At 65.0% G+C, this 17,658-nt stretch carries 13 protein-coding genes; 12 read left to right on the forward strand and 1 reads right to left on the reverse strand.

The genetic code is table 11. From position 1 onward, the window contains the following. The first annotated feature begins 5 nt into the window (after positions 1–5). From kdpA to BH683_RS02480, 10 genes are all read left to right on the forward strand, one after another. The gene (gene kdpA, locus BH683_RS02435) at positions 6–1,691 is read left to right on the forward strand and encodes a potassium-transporting ATPase subunit KdpA (protein WP_084834683.1); all 1,686 of its coding nucleotides are present in this window, start codon (positions 6–8) and stop codon (positions 1,689–1,691) included. Then, complete coding sequence (gene kdpB / locus BH683_RS02440) at positions 1,688–3,790, forward strand: potassium-transporting ATPase subunit KdpB (protein ID WP_084834684.1); 2,103 nt, start codon at positions 1,688–1,690, stop codon at positions 3,788–3,790. The genes kdpA and kdpB overlap by 4 nt, the downstream gene beginning before the upstream one ends. A gap of 6 nt (positions 3,791–3,796) precedes the next feature. Next, a complete protein-coding gene (locus BH683_RS02445) occupies positions 3,797–4,423 on the forward strand; it encodes a potassium-transporting ATPase subunit C (protein WP_084834685.1) in 627 nt (208 codons plus the stop codon). A gap of 10 nt (positions 4,424–4,433) precedes the next feature. Further along, positions 4,434–6,977: a sensor histidine kinase KdpD gene (locus tag BH683_RS02450; RefSeq protein WP_084834686.1), complete on the forward strand. Its 2,544-nt coding sequence runs from the start codon at positions 4,434–4,436 to the stop codon at positions 6,975–6,977. Next, positions 6,970–7,689, forward strand: a complete 720-nt coding sequence (locus tag BH683_RS02455; RefSeq protein WP_084834687.1) for a response regulator — start codon at positions 6,970–6,972, stop codon at positions 7,687–7,689. Before BH683_RS02450 ends, BH683_RS02455 begins: the two co-directional genes overlap by 8 nt. A gap of 58 nt (positions 7,690–7,747) precedes the next feature. After that, entirely contained in the window at positions 7,748–8,278 is a 531-nt protein-coding gene (locus tag BH683_RS02460; protein WP_143695955.1) for a hypothetical protein, read from the forward strand. Between the two features lie 156 nt (positions 8,279–8,434). After that, positions 8,435–9,943 carry a PepSY-associated TM helix domain-containing protein gene (locus tag BH683_RS02465; RefSeq protein ID WP_084834689.1) on the forward strand — a complete coding sequence of 503 codons (1,509 nt, stop codon included), beginning with the start codon at positions 8,435–8,437 and terminating at the stop codon, positions 9,941–9,943. Between the two features lie 2 nt (positions 9,944–9,945). Further along, positions 9,946–10,485, forward strand: coding sequence for a copper chaperone PCu(A)C (locus BH683_RS02470; protein WP_094647200.1), 540 nt, complete (start codon positions 9,946–9,948; stop codon positions 10,483–10,485). Next, the gene (locus BH683_RS02475) at positions 10,478–11,698 is read left to right on the forward strand and encodes a Dyp-type peroxidase (RefSeq protein WP_084834691.1); all 1,221 of its coding nucleotides are present in this window, start codon (positions 10,478–10,480) and stop codon (positions 11,696–11,698) included. The genes BH683_RS02470 and BH683_RS02475 overlap by 8 nt, the downstream gene beginning before the upstream one ends. A gap of 59 nt (positions 11,699–11,757) precedes the next feature. Continuing rightward, on the forward strand, positions 11,758–12,393 hold the full coding sequence (locus tag BH683_RS02480) for a LysE family translocator (protein WP_084834692.1): 636 nt from the start codon (positions 11,758–11,760) through the stop codon (positions 12,391–12,393). A gap of 91 nt (positions 12,394–12,484) precedes the next feature. Here the strand turns inward: BH683_RS02480 and BH683_RS02485 are convergent, their stop codons facing one another. Then, positions 12,485–13,627, reverse strand: coding sequence for an acyl-CoA dehydrogenase family protein (locus BH683_RS02485; protein WP_084834693.1), 1,143 nt, complete (start codon positions 13,625–13,627; stop codon positions 12,485–12,487). Positions 13,628–13,690: 63 nt separating this feature from the next. Between BH683_RS02485 and BH683_RS02490 the strand changes: the two genes are divergently transcribed. Both BH683_RS02490 and BH683_RS29120 read left to right on the forward strand, forming a co-directional pair. After that, the gene (locus BH683_RS02490) at positions 13,691–15,175 is read left to right on the forward strand and encodes an NAD(P)/FAD-dependent oxidoreductase (protein ID WP_084834694.1); all 1,485 of its coding nucleotides are present in this window, start codon (positions 13,691–13,693) and stop codon (positions 15,173–15,175) included. A gap of 1,415 nt (positions 15,176–16,590) precedes the next feature. Next, positions 16,591–17,652, forward strand: coding sequence for a histidine kinase (locus BH683_RS29120; RefSeq protein ID WP_281492262.1), 1,062 nt, complete (start codon positions 16,591–16,593; stop codon positions 17,650–17,652). The last annotated feature ends 6 nt before the right edge of the window (positions 17,653–17,658 follow it).

Raw genomic sequence — 17,658 nt, forward strand, 5'->3', positions numbered from 1 at the left:
CAAACGTGAACTCCTCAGTGGCCGCCGCCCTCCAGGTCGGGTCGGTGGTCTTCATTCTCGCGGCTGCGTATGTGCCGCTCGGCGACTACATGGCCCGCGTCTTCTCCAGCACTCGCGACCTGGCGCCCGAACGCCTGCTCTACAAGATCGCGAGGATCGATCCGCGCCGGTCGCAGACCTGGACGGGTTACGCCACCGCGGTGCTGGCGTTCTCCTTCGTCGGGGTGCTGTTCCTCTACGCACTGCAGCGACTCCAAGGTGTACTGCCCTGGAGCGACGGACGCGTTGGGGTCTCGCCCGCGATGGCCTTCAACACGGCGATCTCCTTCGTCGCGAACACGAACTGGCAGTCGTTCTCTCCCGAGGTCGTGATGAGCAACCTCACCCAGATGGCCGGGCTCGCCGTGCAGAACTTCCTGTCCGCCGCGGTCGGACTCGCGGTGGCGATAGCACTCATCCGCGGAATCATCGGCACGAAAGGCGACGGTGAACTCGGAAATTTCTGGGTGGACCTGACCAGGGCCACCCTCCGTATCCTCCTGCCGCTGAGCATCATCGTCGCGCTACTGCTGCTCACCCAGGGTGCAGTGCAGTCGTTCAAGAGCGGTTTCGACTTCATCGGGCTCGACGGGTCGAGTGGTTCCGGCGTGGTCGGTCCGTTCGCGTCTCAGGAGGCGATCAAGGAGCTCGGCACCAACGGCGGCGGAACGCTGTCGGCCAACTCCGCCCACCCGTTCTCCAACCCCACACCGCTCAGCAACATTGTGGAAATCATTGCGCTGCTGATCATCCCGGTGTGCCTGACCCGCACCTACGGCACGATGGTCGGTGACCGTCGACAGGGTCTGACGATCCTCGGGGTGATGGCCGCGATCTGGTCGGGCATGGTCGCCATCGTCTGGGCGTTCGAATCGCACACCAATGGACTGGCGGCGCAGGGGGCAGGCGCGATGATGGAAGGCAAAGAACAGCGCTTCGGCGTCGCCGGGTCCGCGTTGTTCGCGGTCTCGACAACAGGAACATCCACCGGTGCGGTGAACTCCGCGCACGACTCTTACTCCGCCGGCGGCGGTGGCGCACTGATCTGGAACATGCTGCTCGGTGAAGTCGCACCCGGCGGCGTCGGGACCGGTCTGTACGGAATGCTGGTGCTGGCGATCATCGCGGTGTTCGTCGGTGGCCTACTCGTGGGCCGGACACCGCAATTCCTGGGCAAGAAGATCGGCCAGCACGAGATCACCATGGCGGCGCTGTCGATCCTGGTGATGCCCGCGTTGGTGTTGATCGGCACCTCGATCACCGTGATCTTGTCGTCCACCACCGGATTTCAGGGCAACAGCGGCGAATCCGGATCGCCGGGTTCGATTCACGGCTTCTCGGAGGTGCTGTACGCGTTCGCCTCTGCGGCGAACAACAACGGTAGTGCGTTCGGCGGACTGACGGTCACCAGTGACTGGTTCCAGACGGCGCTGGGAATCGCCATGCTGCTCGGCCGGTTCCTGCCGATCATCTTCGTCCTGGCGCTGGCCGGCCTACTGGCCTCGGCGAAACCCCGACAGGTCAGTTCCGCAACACTGCCCACCCACGGTCTGCTCTACGGCGGCCTGCTCACCGGCACGGTTCTTCTCGTCGCCGGGCTCACCTTCTTCCCGGCCATGGCGCTGGGACCTATTGCAGAGGCACTTTCATGACAACAGTCGCGGAGCGGGAGACCGCGCCCGTCCGGGCGGACGACGATCTGGCCGGTAGCGGAGCGTTTGATCCCCGCCAGTTGATCACTTCGATACCCCAGGCGCTTCGCAAACTCGATCCGCGTGACCAGGCGCGCAATCCGGTGATGTTCGTCGTCTACCTCGGCGCGATCATCACGACGGTTCTGGCGGTGTGGCAGCCCTCGTGGTTCTCGTTCGCGGTGGTGTTCTGGCTGTGGTTCACGGTGTTGTTCGCGAATCTCGCCGAAGCGGTCGCCGAGGGACGCGGCCGCGCCCAGGCCGCGAGCCTGCGGAAGGTCAAACAAGACACCGTCGCCCGACGGCTCGACGCCGACGGCGCCATCACCGAGATCTCGGGCAGTGCACTCGTGATCGGCGACCTGATCGTCGTCGAGGCCGGAGAGGTGATCGCCGGCGACGGCGACGTCGTCGACGGTATCGCCACGGTCGACGAATCCGCGATCACCGGTGAATCCGCGCCCGTGATCCGCGAATCCGGCGGTGACCGCAGTGCGGTGACCGGTGGCACGGTGGTGTTGTCCGACAAGATCATCGTGAAGATCACGACGTCCCCGGGTGAATCCTTCGTGGACCGGATGATCGCGCTGGTCGAAGGAGCGTCGCGGAAGAAGACACCGAACGAGATCGCACTCGACATCCTGCTCTCGAGCCTGACCATCATCTTCCTGCTGGCGGTGGTGGCCGTCGGTCCCATGCAGCAGTACGCGGGACAGAGCCCGGACGCAGTGAAACTCATTGCGCTACTGGTCTGCTTGATCCCGACCACCATCGGCGCCCTGCTCTCGTCGATCGGGATCGCCGGTATGGACAGGCTGGTGCAGCGCAACGTCCTCGCGATGTCCGGGCGCGCGGTCGAGGCGGCCGGCGACATCGACACGCTGCTCATGGACAAGACGGGAACCATCACGTTCGGCAACCGCCAGGCGACTGCCCTGGTGCCGGCGCCAGGGGTGACGCTCGGCGAATTATCTTTGGCAGCATGCCAATCGAGCCTGGCCGATGACACCCCGGAGGGCCGCAGCATCGTCGACTTGTGCCGTGTCGAGTTCGGCCAGGACCCGGTGGCGCTCGACGCAGCAGACCGTGCCACCCGGGAGATCGTTCCCTTCACCGCCCAGACCCGGATGAGCGGCATGGACGTGCCGGGCCCCGCCGGTACGGTCAGAATCCGCAAGGGTGCGGCCGATGCGCTGTTGCGGTGGGTCGCCGACAACCACGGTGACACCCCGGCCGAGGTGAGCGACGAGGTCGCTGCCATCTCGCGGGCAGGTGGCACGCCACTGGTCGTCGGCACCCAGACCGGCGACGGCCGCGCGGTCATCCTCGGAACCATCGCCCTTTCCGATGTCGTGAAACCAGGTATGGCCGAACGGTTTGCGCAGCTGCGGGCCATGGGCATCAAGACGGTGATGGTCACCGGCGACAATCCGCTCACCGCGACGGCGATCGCCGCACAAGCAGGGGTCGATGAGTTCGTCGCCGAGGCGACGCCGGAGGACAAACTGGCGCTGATCCGCAAGGAACAGGCCGGTGGGCGGCTGGTCGCCATGACCGGCGACGGCACCAACGACGCCCCGGCCCTCGCGCAGGCCGATGTCGGGTTGGCGATGAACACCGGTACCTCAGCCGCCAAAGAGGCGGGCAACATGGTGGATCTGGACTCCGATCCCACCAAGCTGATCGATGTGGTGGCGATCGGCAAGCAGCTACTGATCACTCGTGGAGCGCTGACCACGTTCTCGCTGGCCAACGACCTCGCGAAGTACTTCGCCATCCTGCCCGCGCTCTTCAGCGGCATCTATCCGCAACTCGACAAACTCAACATCATGGGTCTGCACTCGTCGGAGTCGGCGATCACCTCGGCGGTGATCTTCAACGCCCTCGTCATCGTGGCGCTCATTCCGTTGTCGCTGCGCGGTGTGCGCTACCGGCCCAGTTCGGCGTCGAAGCTGTTGGGCCGCAATCTGTTGATCTACGGACTCGGAGGTGTGATCACGCCGTTCCTCGGGATCTGGCTGATCGACCTGGTGGTCCGCTTTCTCCCGGGAATGGGGTAGACGAACATGAGAACGATGTCCACATGGATCCGGCAGTGCGTGGTGGCGGTCGCTGTTCTCGCGGCGATGACGGTGATCCTGGGCGTGGCGTATCCCGCAGTCGTCTGGGGTGTGTCTCGGCTCGGCGCGACGTCGGCCGAGGGGTCGCAGGTCACCGACCGCAACGGCTGCGTCGTCGGGTCGAGACTGATCGGCGTCGATTCGCAGGTGGCCGCCGGCGAACCCGACAAATACCTGCACGCCCGCGTGCTGGGTTCCACCGACGACCCGATGGCGCCCGGTGATCCCGCGGCGTCCGCGGCGAGCAACCAGGGCCCGAACAGTGAGAAGCTGGCCGGCTGGATCGCCCAACGCAGGCAACTGATCGCCACGCGCGAGGGCGTGGCGCCCGACCGGGTTCCCGTCGACGCGGTCACCGGGTCAGGGTCGGGTCTGGACCCGCACATCAGCCCGGCCTATGCGCAACTCCAGGTCCCGCGGCTGGCCCGGGAGAACGGCAAGTCGATCGCAGAGGTCGAGCAGGTCATCTCGGACCACACCGCGGGCCGTCAGCTGGGCTTTCTCGGCCAGCCCAGGGTCGACGTACTCGAGGTGAACCTCGATCTGGGGCTGACCGCTCCTGCCTGCGACTAAGGTCGACGCAGTGACCGGCGAAACCAGAGGGCGTCTCGAGGTGTTCCTCGGCTGCGCCCCCGGTGTGGGCAAGACGTACGAGATGCTGGCCCAGGCGCACGCTCTGCTCGCAGAGGACGTCGATGTGGTGGTCGCGGTGGTGGAGACGCACGGGCGGTCCGTCACCGCGGCTATGACCGACGGACTGGAGATCGTCGCCCGCAAGGATGTCGAGCACCGCGGGACCGTGCTCGCCGAAATGGATATAGACGCCGTGCTGGCCCGCCGCCCGCAGGTGGCCCTCGTCGACGAACTCGCCCACACGAACGCCCCCGGTTCGCGGAACGCCAAGCGCTGGCAAGACATCGAGGAGCTACGCGCAAGCGGGATCGATGTCCTGTCCACGATCAACATCCAGCATCTCGAGAGTCTCAACGACGTGGTCCAGGAGATCACCGGGATCGCGCAGCGTGAGACCGTCCCAGACGACGTCGTGCGGGCCGCCGACGAGATCGAACTCGTCGACATCGCGCCGCAGGCACTGCGGCAGCGTCTTTCGGCGGGCAAGGTCTATCCCGGGGACAGGGTGGGCGGTGCGCTGGCGAACTACTTCCGCGAGGGCAACCTCACCGCACTACGGGAACTGGCCCTGCTGTGGCTGGCCGATCAAGTCGACGACAACCTGGCGACGTACCGCGCCGCACACCAGATCACCGCCACCTGGGAGGCTCGCGAACGCGTCGTGGTGGCTTTGACCGGCGGTCCGGAATCGGCGACGCTGCTCCGCCGCGCAGGCCGGATCGCATCGCGCTCGAGCGCCGAACTCGTGGTGGTGCACATCGCGGCGGCCGACGGTCTCTCCGACCCCGCCTCGGTGGACATCGCCGAGCTCACCGAACTGGCCAAAGGATTCGGCGCACAGACCCACACGATCGTCGGCGACGACGTTCCTGCCGCGCTGCTCGAGTTCGCCCGTGGGGTCAACGCCACCCAACTCGTGATCGGCACCTCCAGACGATCTCGGTGGCAACGCATCCTCGACGAAGGAGTAGGCGCCACCGTCGTGCGCAACTCCGGAAAAATCGACGTCCACATGGTCACCCATTCCGAGACCAAGGCGCGAAACCCACTCGACATCAGGCAGACCCGCTTTCACCGTCCGCTGAGCTGGATGTTCGCCGTCCTCGTGCCTGCCGCGGCGGCGGGCCTGCTCGCCTTCCTGGATCGGTGGCTGGGTATCGCCAGCGAGTCGGCGTTGTTCTTCGTGGTGGTGCTGGCGGTCTCGATGCTCGGTGGCATCGGCCCGGCGGCGTTGTCGGCGATCGTGTCGGGGTTGTTGCTCAACTACTTCTTCACCTCGCCGCGCTACACCTTCACCATCAACGAGGCCGACAATCTGATCACCATCATCGTGATGCTGATGATCGCCATAGCCGTTGCCGCTCTGGTGGACTCGGCCACCGTCCGGCGGGTACAGGCGCAGCGGGCCGGTCGTGATGCCGAACTCCTCGCCACGTTCTCCGGTGCTGTTCTCAGCGGAGAAGGACTCGAAGGCCTTTTGCGGCGTGTCCGCGAAACCTACGACCAGCGCGCCGTCTCTCTGATCCGACGCAGCGGCCGGGAGGCGAGCATGGTGGAAGGAGCGGTCGGGGAGAATCCACCTGCCGAGACCGGGGCCGCCGACACCGTCTGTCCTGTCCCTGGCAGCGACTTCGCGATGTTGCTCAGCGGACCCAAACTCGGTGGCCGTGAACGCAAAGTGCTCGTCGCGGTCGCCACCCAGGCCGCCGGGATCGTCGAACGGCGCGAGCTCGCCGCCGAGGCGGCCGAGGCGCGAGCGCTGGCGGAGACCGATCAACTGCGGCGGGCTCTGCTGTCGGCGGTGAGTCACGATCTGAGGACCCCGTTGGCCGCGGTCAAAGCGGCCGCGTCGAGTTTGCGGGGCACCGACGTCACCTTCTCGCCCCAGGACACCGAGGAACTGCTCGCGACCATCGAAGAATCCACCGATCACCTGACCGCGCTGGTCGGCAATCTGCTCGACTCGTCGAGACTGGCCGCCGGGGTGGTCCGGCCGGATCTGCAGATGGTGTACCTGACGGAGGTCGTGAGCCGAGCGATGATGGGCATCTCCCGCCTCGACCCCACAGGCGCCAACCGTGTCGAACTCGACGTCGAACAGATGCTCGTCTACGCAGACCCGGGGTTGCTCGAGCGCGTGTTGGCCAATCTGATCGACAACGCCCTCCGGCACAGCGGGCAGGCCTGCGCGGTGCAGGTCCGCGCCCGCCTCGGCCCCGACCCGGCTGACGCCGATGGCCCACCGCGTTGCACGGTGTCGGTGCGTGATCACGGCTCGGGAGTACCCGCCGAATCCTGGGACAAGCTCTTCACCGCCTTCCAACGACTCGGGGACTCCGGCAGTGGTACCGGGGTCGGGCTGGGGTTGTCGGTGGCGCAGGGTTTCGTCCGCGCCATGGGAGCTGAGATCGCCCCGTCGCACACCCCCGGTGGCGGTCTGACGATGTCGTTCGAGCTCCCGGTCGAACCGCCGGCGGAGGCCACACATGGTTGATCAGGTACGTGCGGATCAGGCGCGGGAAGAGCGGGTGCGGGTGCTCGTCGTCGACGACGAGCCGCAGATTCTGCGCGCCCTGCGGATCAATCTGAATGCGCGCGGGTTCGCCGTGACCACCGCCTCCAGCGGTGCGGGCGCCCTGACTGCCGCCGGGCAGACGAATCCGCAGGTGATCGTCCTCGATCTCGGGCTGCCGGACATCGACGGCTTCACCGTGCTCGCCGGGTTGCGGGGGTGGACCGACGTGCCGGTCATCGTCTTGTCGGCGCGCACCGATTCGGCCGACAAGGTGCAGGCCCTCGACGCCGGGGCGGACGACTACGTGACCAAACCTTTTGGCATGGAAGAGTTCCTCGCGCGGCTGCGGGCAGCGGTCCGGCGCGGAAGCGTTGCCACCGACTCCTCCGAACCGGTGGTGGAGACCGAAGCCTTCACCGTTGACCTACGCGCCAAACAGGTCATCCGCGCGGGAGCGCCCGTGCATTTGACCCCCACCGAATGGGGCGTTCTGGAGTTGCTCGTCCGCAACGAGGGAAAACTGGTCGGTCAACGCGACATCCTCACCCACGTGTGGGGTCCGAGCTACGGCACCCAGAGCAATTACCTCCGGGTCTATCTGGCCAGCCTGCGACGAAAGCTCGAGATCGATCCCACGAAGCCGCGGCATCTGCTGACCGAAGCGGGGATGGGCTACCGGTTCGTACGGTGAGGCCGATGTACGACACCCTGTAGTACCCACGCGCGGTTCTGCCTAGTAGGGTGCCGCTGTGGACTCCCGGATGCAGTTGCTCGCGCGGATGCGCGGTGCCTTCGTCGGGTTGATGTCCGGAGCTGTCGCCATCGCCGGTCACGGACTCGGTGGTGGGGCGATGGCATTGTCCGAATCGTCCCTGCTCCTGCTGATGCTGGTGTGCACCGCCGCGGGGGCTGCGGTCACCGCCGGCCAGGTGCAGTCGAACCGGCTGCTCGTCCTTCTTGCCGTGCTCGGCCTCGGCCAGGTGATGGGCCACGTGATCCTCACGCTGAGCCACGGACACGCACAGGGGCTGATGCCCGCGCCGTCCATGGCCGTCGGCCACCTCACGGTGCTCGTCCTGACCGCAGTACTCATCCGATGCGCCGAACGCGGTTTGATCGCCGCCTTCGGTTTCGTCGCCCGCTTGCTCACCCGCGCGCTCGATGTTGCGGCGGGCCTCGTCCCGCTGTGGACGGCCACGATCACCGGCTACCGGCCCGCCGCATGCCGCTTCGTCGCGTTGTCGACCGCGGGTACCCGCGGACCACCGCTGCCTGCGTAAGTCTTTCTGCTCGTACGGATCCGACTCGTCGTCGGTCCGTGCGCACACCTCTGCGCGCTGAGTCCGACTCCGGTCACCCCGCAGAGCGATTCTCCGATCGCTGCGTACCCCCGTGGTCCGCCGCGCCATGAATTCTTCACTGACGAATAGAGAGTCATGTCGATCATCCGATCCGACCATGACCAACCGGACGCGGTACCCGCGTCTGCGTCGACGACGAGACCACCTGCAGTTCAGGTGGTCCGTCCTCTGGTCATGCGTCTGCACTTCTACGCGGGGCTGTTCATCGCCCCATTTCTCATCGTCGCCGCCATCAGCGGCGGCCTCTACGCGATCGCGCCCACCGCCGAGCAGTGGGTGTATCGCGACCTCCTGCACACCGATTCGACCGGACCCGCGGCGCCACTGGCCGAGCAGGTTCAGGTGGCGCAGACCGTTGTTCCCGATCTACAGGTAGACGCGGTTCGCCCTGCCGCCGAGACCGGTCAGACCACCCGGGTGCTGTTCGCCGACCCCTCGCTCGGACCATCCGAGCGGATGGCGGTGTTCATCGATCCGGTGACAGCGGCGTCGAGAGGCACCGAGGTCGCCTACGGGTCCAGTGGATCGCTACCCATGCGGACCTGGATCTCTCAGCTGCACCGCAACCTGCACCTGGGTGAACCCGGCCGCATCTACAGCGAACTCGCCGCATCCTGGCTGTGGGTGATCGCGCTCGGCGGGCTGGTGCTCTGGATCATCCGGTACCGCAGCGTCAGGCGTTCGAAGGGGTCGGCGCCACTGCTGACGATCGACCGCACGAGCACGGGCCGCAACCGGACACTCAATTGGCATGGCGCCGTGGGGGCGTGGATCGTGGTTGGCCTGGTGTTCCTGTCAGCGACCGGACTGACCTGGTCGAGATATGCGGGCGAGAACATCAGCGATCTGCGGCAATCATTGAGTTGGACGACGCCGGCGATGAACAGCTCCCTGAGCCCCGATTCGGCGAACCGCGCCGACTCGGGTCACCAGGGGCACGGGGGCGCCGACCACGGGTCGATGTCCGCCGATCAGCAGATCGTGACCCGTAATGTCGACGCTGTCGGGTCGGTGCTCTCCACCGCGAGGGCGGTAGGGGTCACCGGGGCAGTGGAGATGACCATCCCGTCCGATGCCGACACTGCCATGGTGGTTTCACAGGTTCGAGCGCCCTGGCAACTGGAAACCAACGCGGTGGCGATCGATCCGGCGACCGAGACCATCGTTGACGCCTCGAAGTTCTCCGAATGGCCACTCGCGGCGAAACTCTCGAGTTGGGGTATCGCTCTGCACATGGGGCTGCTGTTCGGCCTGGCCAACCAACTGGTGTTGCTGGCCGTCGCGGTCGGACTGGTCAGCCTGTGCGTGCGCGGATACCTGATGTGGTGGAGGCGTCGCCCGACCCGGGGTCGGCAGGGTCTCGTACTTGCTCGCGCACCCGGACGCGGCGCACTGCGAAAGACCAACCCGGCCATCGCGATCGTAGTGATCGCCGCTGCCGTTCTCGTCGGCTGGTTCATCCCCCTGCTGGGGATCAGCCTGCTCGCCTTCGTCGTGATCGACACGGCGATCGGAATCTTCCTCCGCGACCGTGCACGGCGAACGCCGCCGGTCTCGACCCCCATCACCACGAAAGGTGCATGACCATGCGTACTCTTTTCACCCGAACTGCCCGAACCGTCGCGGCAGCTGCCCTGTGCGTCACCGCGCTCGTCGCGTGCGGCGACAGTGGCGAGACGGCAACGCAGGCCGACTCGATCACCGTCTCCGACCAGTGGGTCAAGGCCGCTGACAGCGGGATGACCGCCGCGTTCGGTCAGTTGGCGAACACCGGTGACTCGCAGGTCCATCTCGTCTCCGTCTCGAGTCCTTCCAGCGGATACATGGAGATCCATGAGATGGCGACCAGCGATTCCGGCGGCATGGTCATGCGCGAAAAAGAAGGAGGACTGGTGATCCCGGCCAAGGGGTCGCACAGCCTCGATCCCGGTGGAGACCATCTCATGTTCATGGACATCACCGCACCGGTGACCGCAGGCCAGACCGTCGATCTAACCTTCACTTTCGAGGACGGGTCCACCAAGGACGTCGAGGCCCAGGTGCGTGACTTCAGTGGCAACGAGGAGAATTACGATCCCGGAACCACCGACATGCCCATGCCGCAAGACGTGACCCCCGGTGCCTGAGCGCAGCCGACCCCCCACCGGATTCAGCAGGCGGCGTCTCCTGGGAGGCGCCGCAGGGCTGGGGGCCGCCGGTGTGGGTGTCGGAATCGGCTGGGGCGCAGCGGAAGCGTTCATATCGAGTGACTCTGATGGTGGCGCGGGCCGCCAGACCGAGCCGTTCTACGGGCCTCATCAGGCGGGTGTGGCGACGACGCCGCAGGCACATGCCCAGTTCGTCGGGCTCGACCTGGTCAAGGGCACCGACCGCGCTGCGCTCACCGGAATCCTCAAGGTCTGGACGGAAGACGCTGCGCGCCTGACCTCGGGGAGGTCCGCGCTGGCCGACACCGAACCCGAGCTGGCGGACATCCCGTCTCGGTTGACCGTGACCGTCGGAGTGGGAGCCGGGGCGTTCGAAGCCGCGGGTCTCGAGGATCGCCGGCCGGCGTGGCTGCGTCCTCTGCCCGCGTTCGACATCGATCGATTGGACGAGAATGCCTGGGGACAAACGGATCTGTTGCTGCAGGTCTGCGGTGATGACCCGACCACCGTCGCGCACGCGGTGAGGGTACTCCTGAAGAATGTGCGTTCGCGGGTGCGGGTGGCCTGGGTCCAGCGCGGGTTCCATCACGCGCGGGGGAGCACCCCGAAGGGCACGACGATGCGGAACCTGATGGGTCAAGTGGATGGCACCGTGAATCCGAGGTCTGACGTCGACTTCGACGCGCTGGTCTGGGACGACGGCGGGCAGCAACCCTGGATGGCGGGTGGGACATCGCTCGTGCTCCGGCGGATTGCCATGCAACTCGACACCTGGGAGGAACTCGACCGCCACGCAAGGGAACTCACCGTCGGACGGACCGTCGCCAACGGCGCTCCGCTGACAGGATCGGCCGAACACGACGAGCCGGACTTCGAGGCGACCACGATGGGGATCCCGGTCATCCCACCGTCGTCCCACATCGCTCGGGCGCATCAGCGCACACCGAACGAGCAGTTCTTGCGCCGTGGGTACAACTTCGACGACTCGCCCGCGGCAGGTCAGACGTCGAACTCCGGTCTGATCTTCGCGGCCTACCAGCGGGACGTAGAGGCGCAGTACCTTCCGGTTCAGCAGCGTCTCGCCGACCACGACGCGCTGAACGAGTGGACGGTGCCGATCGGATCTGCGGTGTATGCGATCCTTCCGGGCGTCGGGGAAGGAGACTTCCTGGGTTCGACCCTGCTCACGTGACATCGCTCCGCTCTGCGGTCGAGGGTTCGAGTCGTATCCAGTGGGTACCCGGGAGGGCAATGAGTCTTGAAACGGTTCTTGCCTTCTGTGGAATTGCTCTGCTCGCCTACGTCACGCCTGGTCCCGACTGGTTTGTGGTGATGAGCCACGCGGTCAGGTCCAGGCGGGCCGGCTGGGTTGCCGCGATCGGTGTCCAGTGCGGGCTACTCGTCCACATGACGGCGGCCGCGATCGGGGTCGCTGCGATCGTGCTCGCCAGCGCAACGGCGTTCACCGTGCTCAAGCTCGTCGGGGCCGCGTATCTGGTGTACCTCGGAGTTCGTGCGCTGCTGAATTCGCGGTCGAGTTCCGGCAGTTCCGTCACCGAGACCCAGGAACCGGCCGACGTGCGGTTGTTCGGCGTGTGGCGCCAGTCGTTCGTCGCCAACGTCCTCAACCCGAAGGCGGCGCTCTTCTTCGTGGCTGTGCTCCCGCAGTTCGTGTCCACCGATGGCGCGGTCACGCTGCAGATCCTCGGGCTCGGCGTGATCGACGTGGCACTTGGAGTCGCGTGGTGGGCGTTGTTCGTGTTCGGAGTGCACCGCCTCCGGACGTTAATGGGTGGACGACGCGCCAGGGTGGTGACCGACCGGATCTCGGGCACCGCACTGATCGGACTCGGTGGGGGATTGGCGCTGACGCCGGCCAAGATGTGAGAGCCCTGGTGTCGGTTGACATCTGGCCTCGACCATCCGTCGCGCGGTTGCGCGACGGATGGAGGTTCCCGCCCACGGCTGCCCTCGAACGCTACAGCGATCGGGCGATTATTTCCTTCATGATCTCGTTGGTGCCCGCGTAGATTTTCTGTACGCGTCCGTCGGCCCACATACGGCCGATCGGGTACTCGCTCATGTAGCCGTAGCCCCCGAAGAGCTGGACACACTCGTCGAGGACCGACATCGCACGGTCAGTGGTCCACCACTTGGCCATTGCGACCGTCGGAATGTCGAGCTCGCCCGTGAGGTGCTTGACGATGCAATCGTCGACGAAGACCCGCGCGATGCGGGTCTCCGTGGCCGCCTCGGCGAGCTTGAACTTGGTGTTCTGGAAACCGAAGACCGGGCGGCCGAACGCCTGACGGTCCTTGGTGTAGGCAATGGTCTGTGCAACAGCAGATTCCATACCAGCGACCGAGGCGACGGCGATGATGAGGCGCTCCTGCGGGAGCTGCTGCATGAGCTGGATGAAGCCCTGGCCCTCCTCGGTGCCGAGCAGGTTCGCGACCGGAACCCTTACGCCGTCGAAAAACAGTTCCGAGGTGTCCTGTCCTCGCTGGCCGATCTTGTCGAGCACTCGCCCCCGCCGGAAGCCCTCGCGGTCTCCCTCGACGAGCACCAGCGAGATCCCCTTGGCGCCCTCATTGGTGTCGGTCTTGACCACGACGATGATGAGGTCGGCTTGAGAACCGTTGGTTATGAACGTCTTCGACCCGTCGATGACGTAGTCGTCGCCGTCGCGAATCGCCTTGGTCTTGATGCTCTGCAGATCCGATCCGGTGCCCGGCTCGGTCATGGCGATGGCGCCGACCACCTCACCAGAGGCCATCTTCGGCAACCACCGCTGCTTTTGCTCCTCTGTCCCGTAGGCGAGCAGGTAATGAGCGATGATGCCGTTGTGCAGGCTGACGCCCCACGACGAGTCACCGACCCGAGCCTGCTCTTCGATCAGCACCGCCTCGTGTGCGAACGTGCCGCCACCGCCGCCGTACTCCTCGGGGATCGACATGCACAGCAGGCCGAGCTCTCCCGCCTGATTCCACAGATCACGATCGACGTGATGCTGGTCGACGTACTTGTCGACGTTGGGAGCGACGGTCTTCTCGAAGAACGACCGGACCAGACCACGCAGGTCGTCCAGGTCGTCGGTCGCCCAGGGGGAAACGTGAGTCATGGGGTTACCTTCCGGATGTCCATGGAATGCGAATGTTGTCATCAGGGAGCGTAACATTGGGTGATGGCAGTAAAGACGCACCACGAAATCGTCGTCGTCGGTGGTGGCTTCTCCGGCTTGGGGACCGCGATCGCACTCAAGAAAGCCGGTTTCCACGACCTGCTCATCGTCGACGACGCCGATGGGCCCGGCGGCACCTGGCAGTGGAACACCTACCCGGGTGTGGCCGTCGACATCCCGTCGTTCAGCTACCAGTTTTCGTTTGCTCAGCGGTCGACCTGGTCACGTAGCTACGCTCCCGGCCGTGAGCTGCGCGCGTACGCCAAACAGATCGTCGACGAATACGACCTCGCACCCCACCTGCAGTTCCGCACTCGGGTCCACCAGGCCACGTTCGACGCGCAGTCCGTACGTTGGTCGATCTCGACCAGTTCCGGGGATGTCACCGCACGTTGGCTGATTCACGCCGGTGGCCCGCTGAGCCAGCCCAAGCTGCCCGAGATCGATGGCATCGACACCTTCGAGGGCGCGACGATGCACACCAGCCGGTGGGACCACGAGGTGTCCTTGGCGGGTAAACGGGTCGGGATCATCGGCACCGGAGCGACGGCCGTGCAGGTGATCCCTGAGATCGCACCCGACGTCGAGCACCTGACGGTTTTCCAACGCACCCCCATCTGGTGTCTGCCGAAACCGGACTTCCCCCTCGGTCGCGTCGGACGCGCAGGACTGAAGAAAGTGCCCGGAGTCAGGCAAGCCGCCCGCCTGGCGAGCCAGGCGTTCGTCGAGGCGACGTTCCCGGTGCTGGCGCACTTTCATCGGTGGGTTCCCGGTACCTCCGCCCTCGAAGTTGCCGCCCGCAAGTATGTCGCCATGCAGGTCCTCGACCCGACCACACGGAGCAAGCTCACGCCCACCTACGCCCTCGGGTGCAAACGGCCGAGCTTCCACAATTCATATCTGTCAACCTTCAACCGTGACAACGTCGCTCTGGAGACGAGGTCCATCGCCGCGATCACCCCGAAGGGGATCAGGACAACCGACGGCGCCGAACATGAACTCGACGTACTCATCCTGGCAACAGGTTTCAAGGTCACCGACAAGGATGCGCTACCGACCTACCAACTCACCTCGAACGACGGCACCGACTTGGCCGAGCACTGGGATGCCGATCGGTTCCACTCCTACCAGGGTGTCACGACGGCGGGCTTCCCGAACTTCTTCACCGTCTTCGGCCCATACGGCTACAACGGCGCCTCCTTCTTCACGCTGGTCGAGAACAGTGCGACCCACATCGTGCGGGTGCTCGACGAAGCTCGCCGCCGCCAAGCAACGTCAGCCGAAGTGACCGCGGCGGCACAGGAGAAGTACATGACCTCGATACTGGCGCGCCGCCCGCTGCAAGTGTTCACCAACCCGACCTGTGCGAGCGCAAACAGCTATTACTTCACCAAGAACGGTGACGTCCCTTTCCGGGCATCGACCACGCTCGAAGCGGCCTGGCAGAGCCGGCGGTTCTCCCTTGCCGATTACACCTTCGCCGGGTAGGCAACGGAACTCTGTCCGGGCGATGTCGCCCGCTGGGTGATGCCGCTGAGGACTGACTTCCGCGGAGTTGAAGAAGATGTCTCGCGCGGCGGAACACCTGGCCGAGTGGCCAAGCAAGCAGTGGCCACTCGGGGGTAGGTCCAAGCAGGGAGTTGAGTCCGGTGAGCGGATCCATGGAGATCCACGAAGTGGCGACCAGTGACACCCGGGGCATGGTCATGCGGGAAAGGGAAGGGGACTGTTTATCTCGGCGAAGGTCTCGCGCAGTTTCCATTCCGGTGGGGGAAATCTCATGTTCATCGTGGCCCCCGGTTCCTGAGCGCAGGCGCCCCTCGCCGGATTCAGCCAGCAGCGTCTCCTGGGAGTCGCCGCGGGGGGTGGGGCGGCCGGTGTGGTCTGTACCGTCGTTGAAAAATCTGCATATTTCATTGCCACGAAACTTCGTGCCATGAAACATGATTCCATCAAACGGATTGAACGGCGTCGTGCTGAAGAGTGCAAAGTCTCTTTTGCTCCTGCTCGTGTACTTTGCTATATCGTGCGAGAGCAACGACTTGCGGTCGCTATCGATCAAGGCATGCCGAAAGGACATGCGTCATCGGTATTTAGTGCGCGCCACTAAATTAACGCTGTGAGTTAATCTGGTGTTTTGCTCGCGTAATTCCCAGATCGCAGATAAAATGCGGCGCGCAGATCTAGCATAGCCTCAGTTATTCCATTAAGGTCAGCGCACGTGGTGAATCGACGTCACGCAACTTTGGGGAGTTGGCATGAAGCGGTCGATTGAATTGCCTGCGACGGGTCATCGGCCACTGGCGGGAACGACCCTGCGTAACGCTTTCAACGATGCGCCGAAGGCGGCCGGGGAGGCGCCCATAGCCACTGGCCGAATCCATGGCCTCGCCGAGGCGATCGTGCTCGTGAACGCCAACCTCGATCTTCATACGACTCTTCGGTCCGTTGTGGCCTCGGCGATGACGTTGACCGGTGCAGAGTACGGCGGACTGGGGGTGTGGGGTGCAGACGGACGATTCAGTGAGATTGTTCCTGCCGGCTTCGACGCGCCGGGGCCAGCCAAGAAAGGTGCACTGCTCACGGATGGTGGGGTGTCGGGGAGGGTCGACCGTTTGCAACTCGAGCAATTGGTACGGCATCCGCAGACGATCGGTCCTTCGCCACGCGGTTCGCACACGGCCACGTTTCTCGGTGTCCAGATTCGTGTGCGAAGCAAGCTGTTTGGAGCTCTGTACCTGACTACGAAGCGGGGCGGCGGTCACTTCACCGAGGTCGATGAGCTGAATATCCAGACACTCATCGCCGCAGCGGCCACCGCGATCGATCACGCGCGGAGGCACGAGCAGATCCGGGCGCGATTGGCCTGGAACGAGACGATCAGAGATATACGCACCGAGTTCATGACAGGGTCTGATGCGGTCGGCGCCCTGACTACAATCGCACGTGGTCTATGCCAACTGACCGACTCCGACACGGTTTTGGTCGCGCAGCCCCGAGCCGACGAACAACCGCCTGAGACGGTCAGGGAACTGATCATCTCGGCGGCCGAAGGGGGTTTCTCCGCGGGGTTGTTGGGCCGAGCCATCGCTGTTGGTTCGGTCGCCCCGGGCCACGCTTACCCCGACTTGCCCCCGATACGTCGAGGGCGGCTGGACGTGCATGCCGTGGTGAGTGGATCCGGCGTAAACGGTCCGACCATGGTTCTGCCCCTCGGTACAGACCAGACGATGTTCGGGGTTTTGCTGGTGTCCCGTGTGGATGGGCGAGCTCCTTACACTCAGGAGATGTTGGACCTCGCGACGGAGTTCGCAGGCCAAGTGGCGCTCGGGTTGTCGATGGCGGTTGCTGTTGATCGCAACCGCGAGCTGGAGGTGTTGGCAGATCGTGAGCGCATCGCGCGGATACTCCACGACCACGTGATTCAACGGATCTTCGCGGCAGGAATTAATGTGCAAGGTACCTTGCAGCGTGCTCAATCACCGGTTGTTCGTCGTCGTTTGACCGAGACGGCCAATGATTTGCAGGACATCATCCAGGAAGTTCGCACAACGATATTCGACCTTCAACCCGATGGTCGCGAATCGACGCGGTTGCGACAACGCGTTCACGAAGTGATCGACCAACAAACGCGAGACTTTACCGGCAGAACCTTCGTCCGGATGTCAGGCCCGCTATCTGTGGTCAGCCCGGGCCTGACCGAGCATGCGGTGGCCGTTGTACGGGAGGGCGTGACCAACGCGGTGCGCTATGCAGGGTCGGAAATGATAACTGTGAGTCTCTCTGTCGACGACGATCTGGTCATCGAGATCGTCGATGACGGCGTTGGCATGGACGACGATGTGACACCTAGCGGATTGACCAATCTGCGTGGCAGGGCACAAGATCTCGGCGGGGGTCTGACGCTCACCACGAATACGGGTTCGGGTGTCGTGCTGAGATGGTGGGCGCCCCTCGATCACTGACCGGAG

Origin of the sequence: Williamsia sp. 1138, assembly GCF_002095435.2 — a bacterium.
Taxonomy (GTDB): Bacteria; Actinomycetota; Actinomycetes; order Mycobacteriales; family Mycobacteriaceae; genus Williamsia.

Coding starts and splice junctions, on each gene's coding strand:
- kdpB (WP_084834684.1), top strand. CDS start 1,688: ATGACAACAGTCGCGGAGCGGGAGACCGCGCCCGTCCGGGCGGACGAC.
- BH683_RS02445 (WP_084834685.1), top strand. CDS start 3,797: ATGAGAACGATGTCCACATGGATCCGGCAGTGCGTGGTGGCGGTCGCT.
- BH683_RS02455 (WP_084834687.1), top strand. CDS start 6,970: ATGGTTGATCAGGTACGTGCGGATCAGGCGCGGGAAGAGCGGGTGCGG.
- BH683_RS02465 (WP_084834689.1), top strand. CDS start 8,435: ATGTCGATCATCCGATCCGACCATGACCAACCGGACGCGGTACCCGCG.
- BH683_RS02470 (WP_094647200.1), top strand. CDS start 9,946: ATGCGTACTCTTTTCACCCGAACTGCCCGAACCGTCGCGGCAGCTGCC.
- BH683_RS02480 (WP_084834692.1), top strand. CDS start 11,758: ATGAGTCTTGAAACGGTTCTTGCCTTCTGTGGAATTGCTCTGCTCGCC.
- BH683_RS02485 (WP_084834693.1), bottom strand. CDS start 13,627: ATGACTCACGTTTCCCCCTGGGCGACCGACGACCTGGACGACCTGCGT.
- BH683_RS02490 (WP_084834694.1), top strand. CDS start 13,691: ATGGCAGTAAAGACGCACCACGAAATCGTCGTCGTCGGTGGTGGCTTC.
- BH683_RS29120 (WP_281492262.1), top strand. CDS start 16,591: ATGACAGGGTCTGATGCGGTCGGCGCCCTGACTACAATCGCACGTGGT.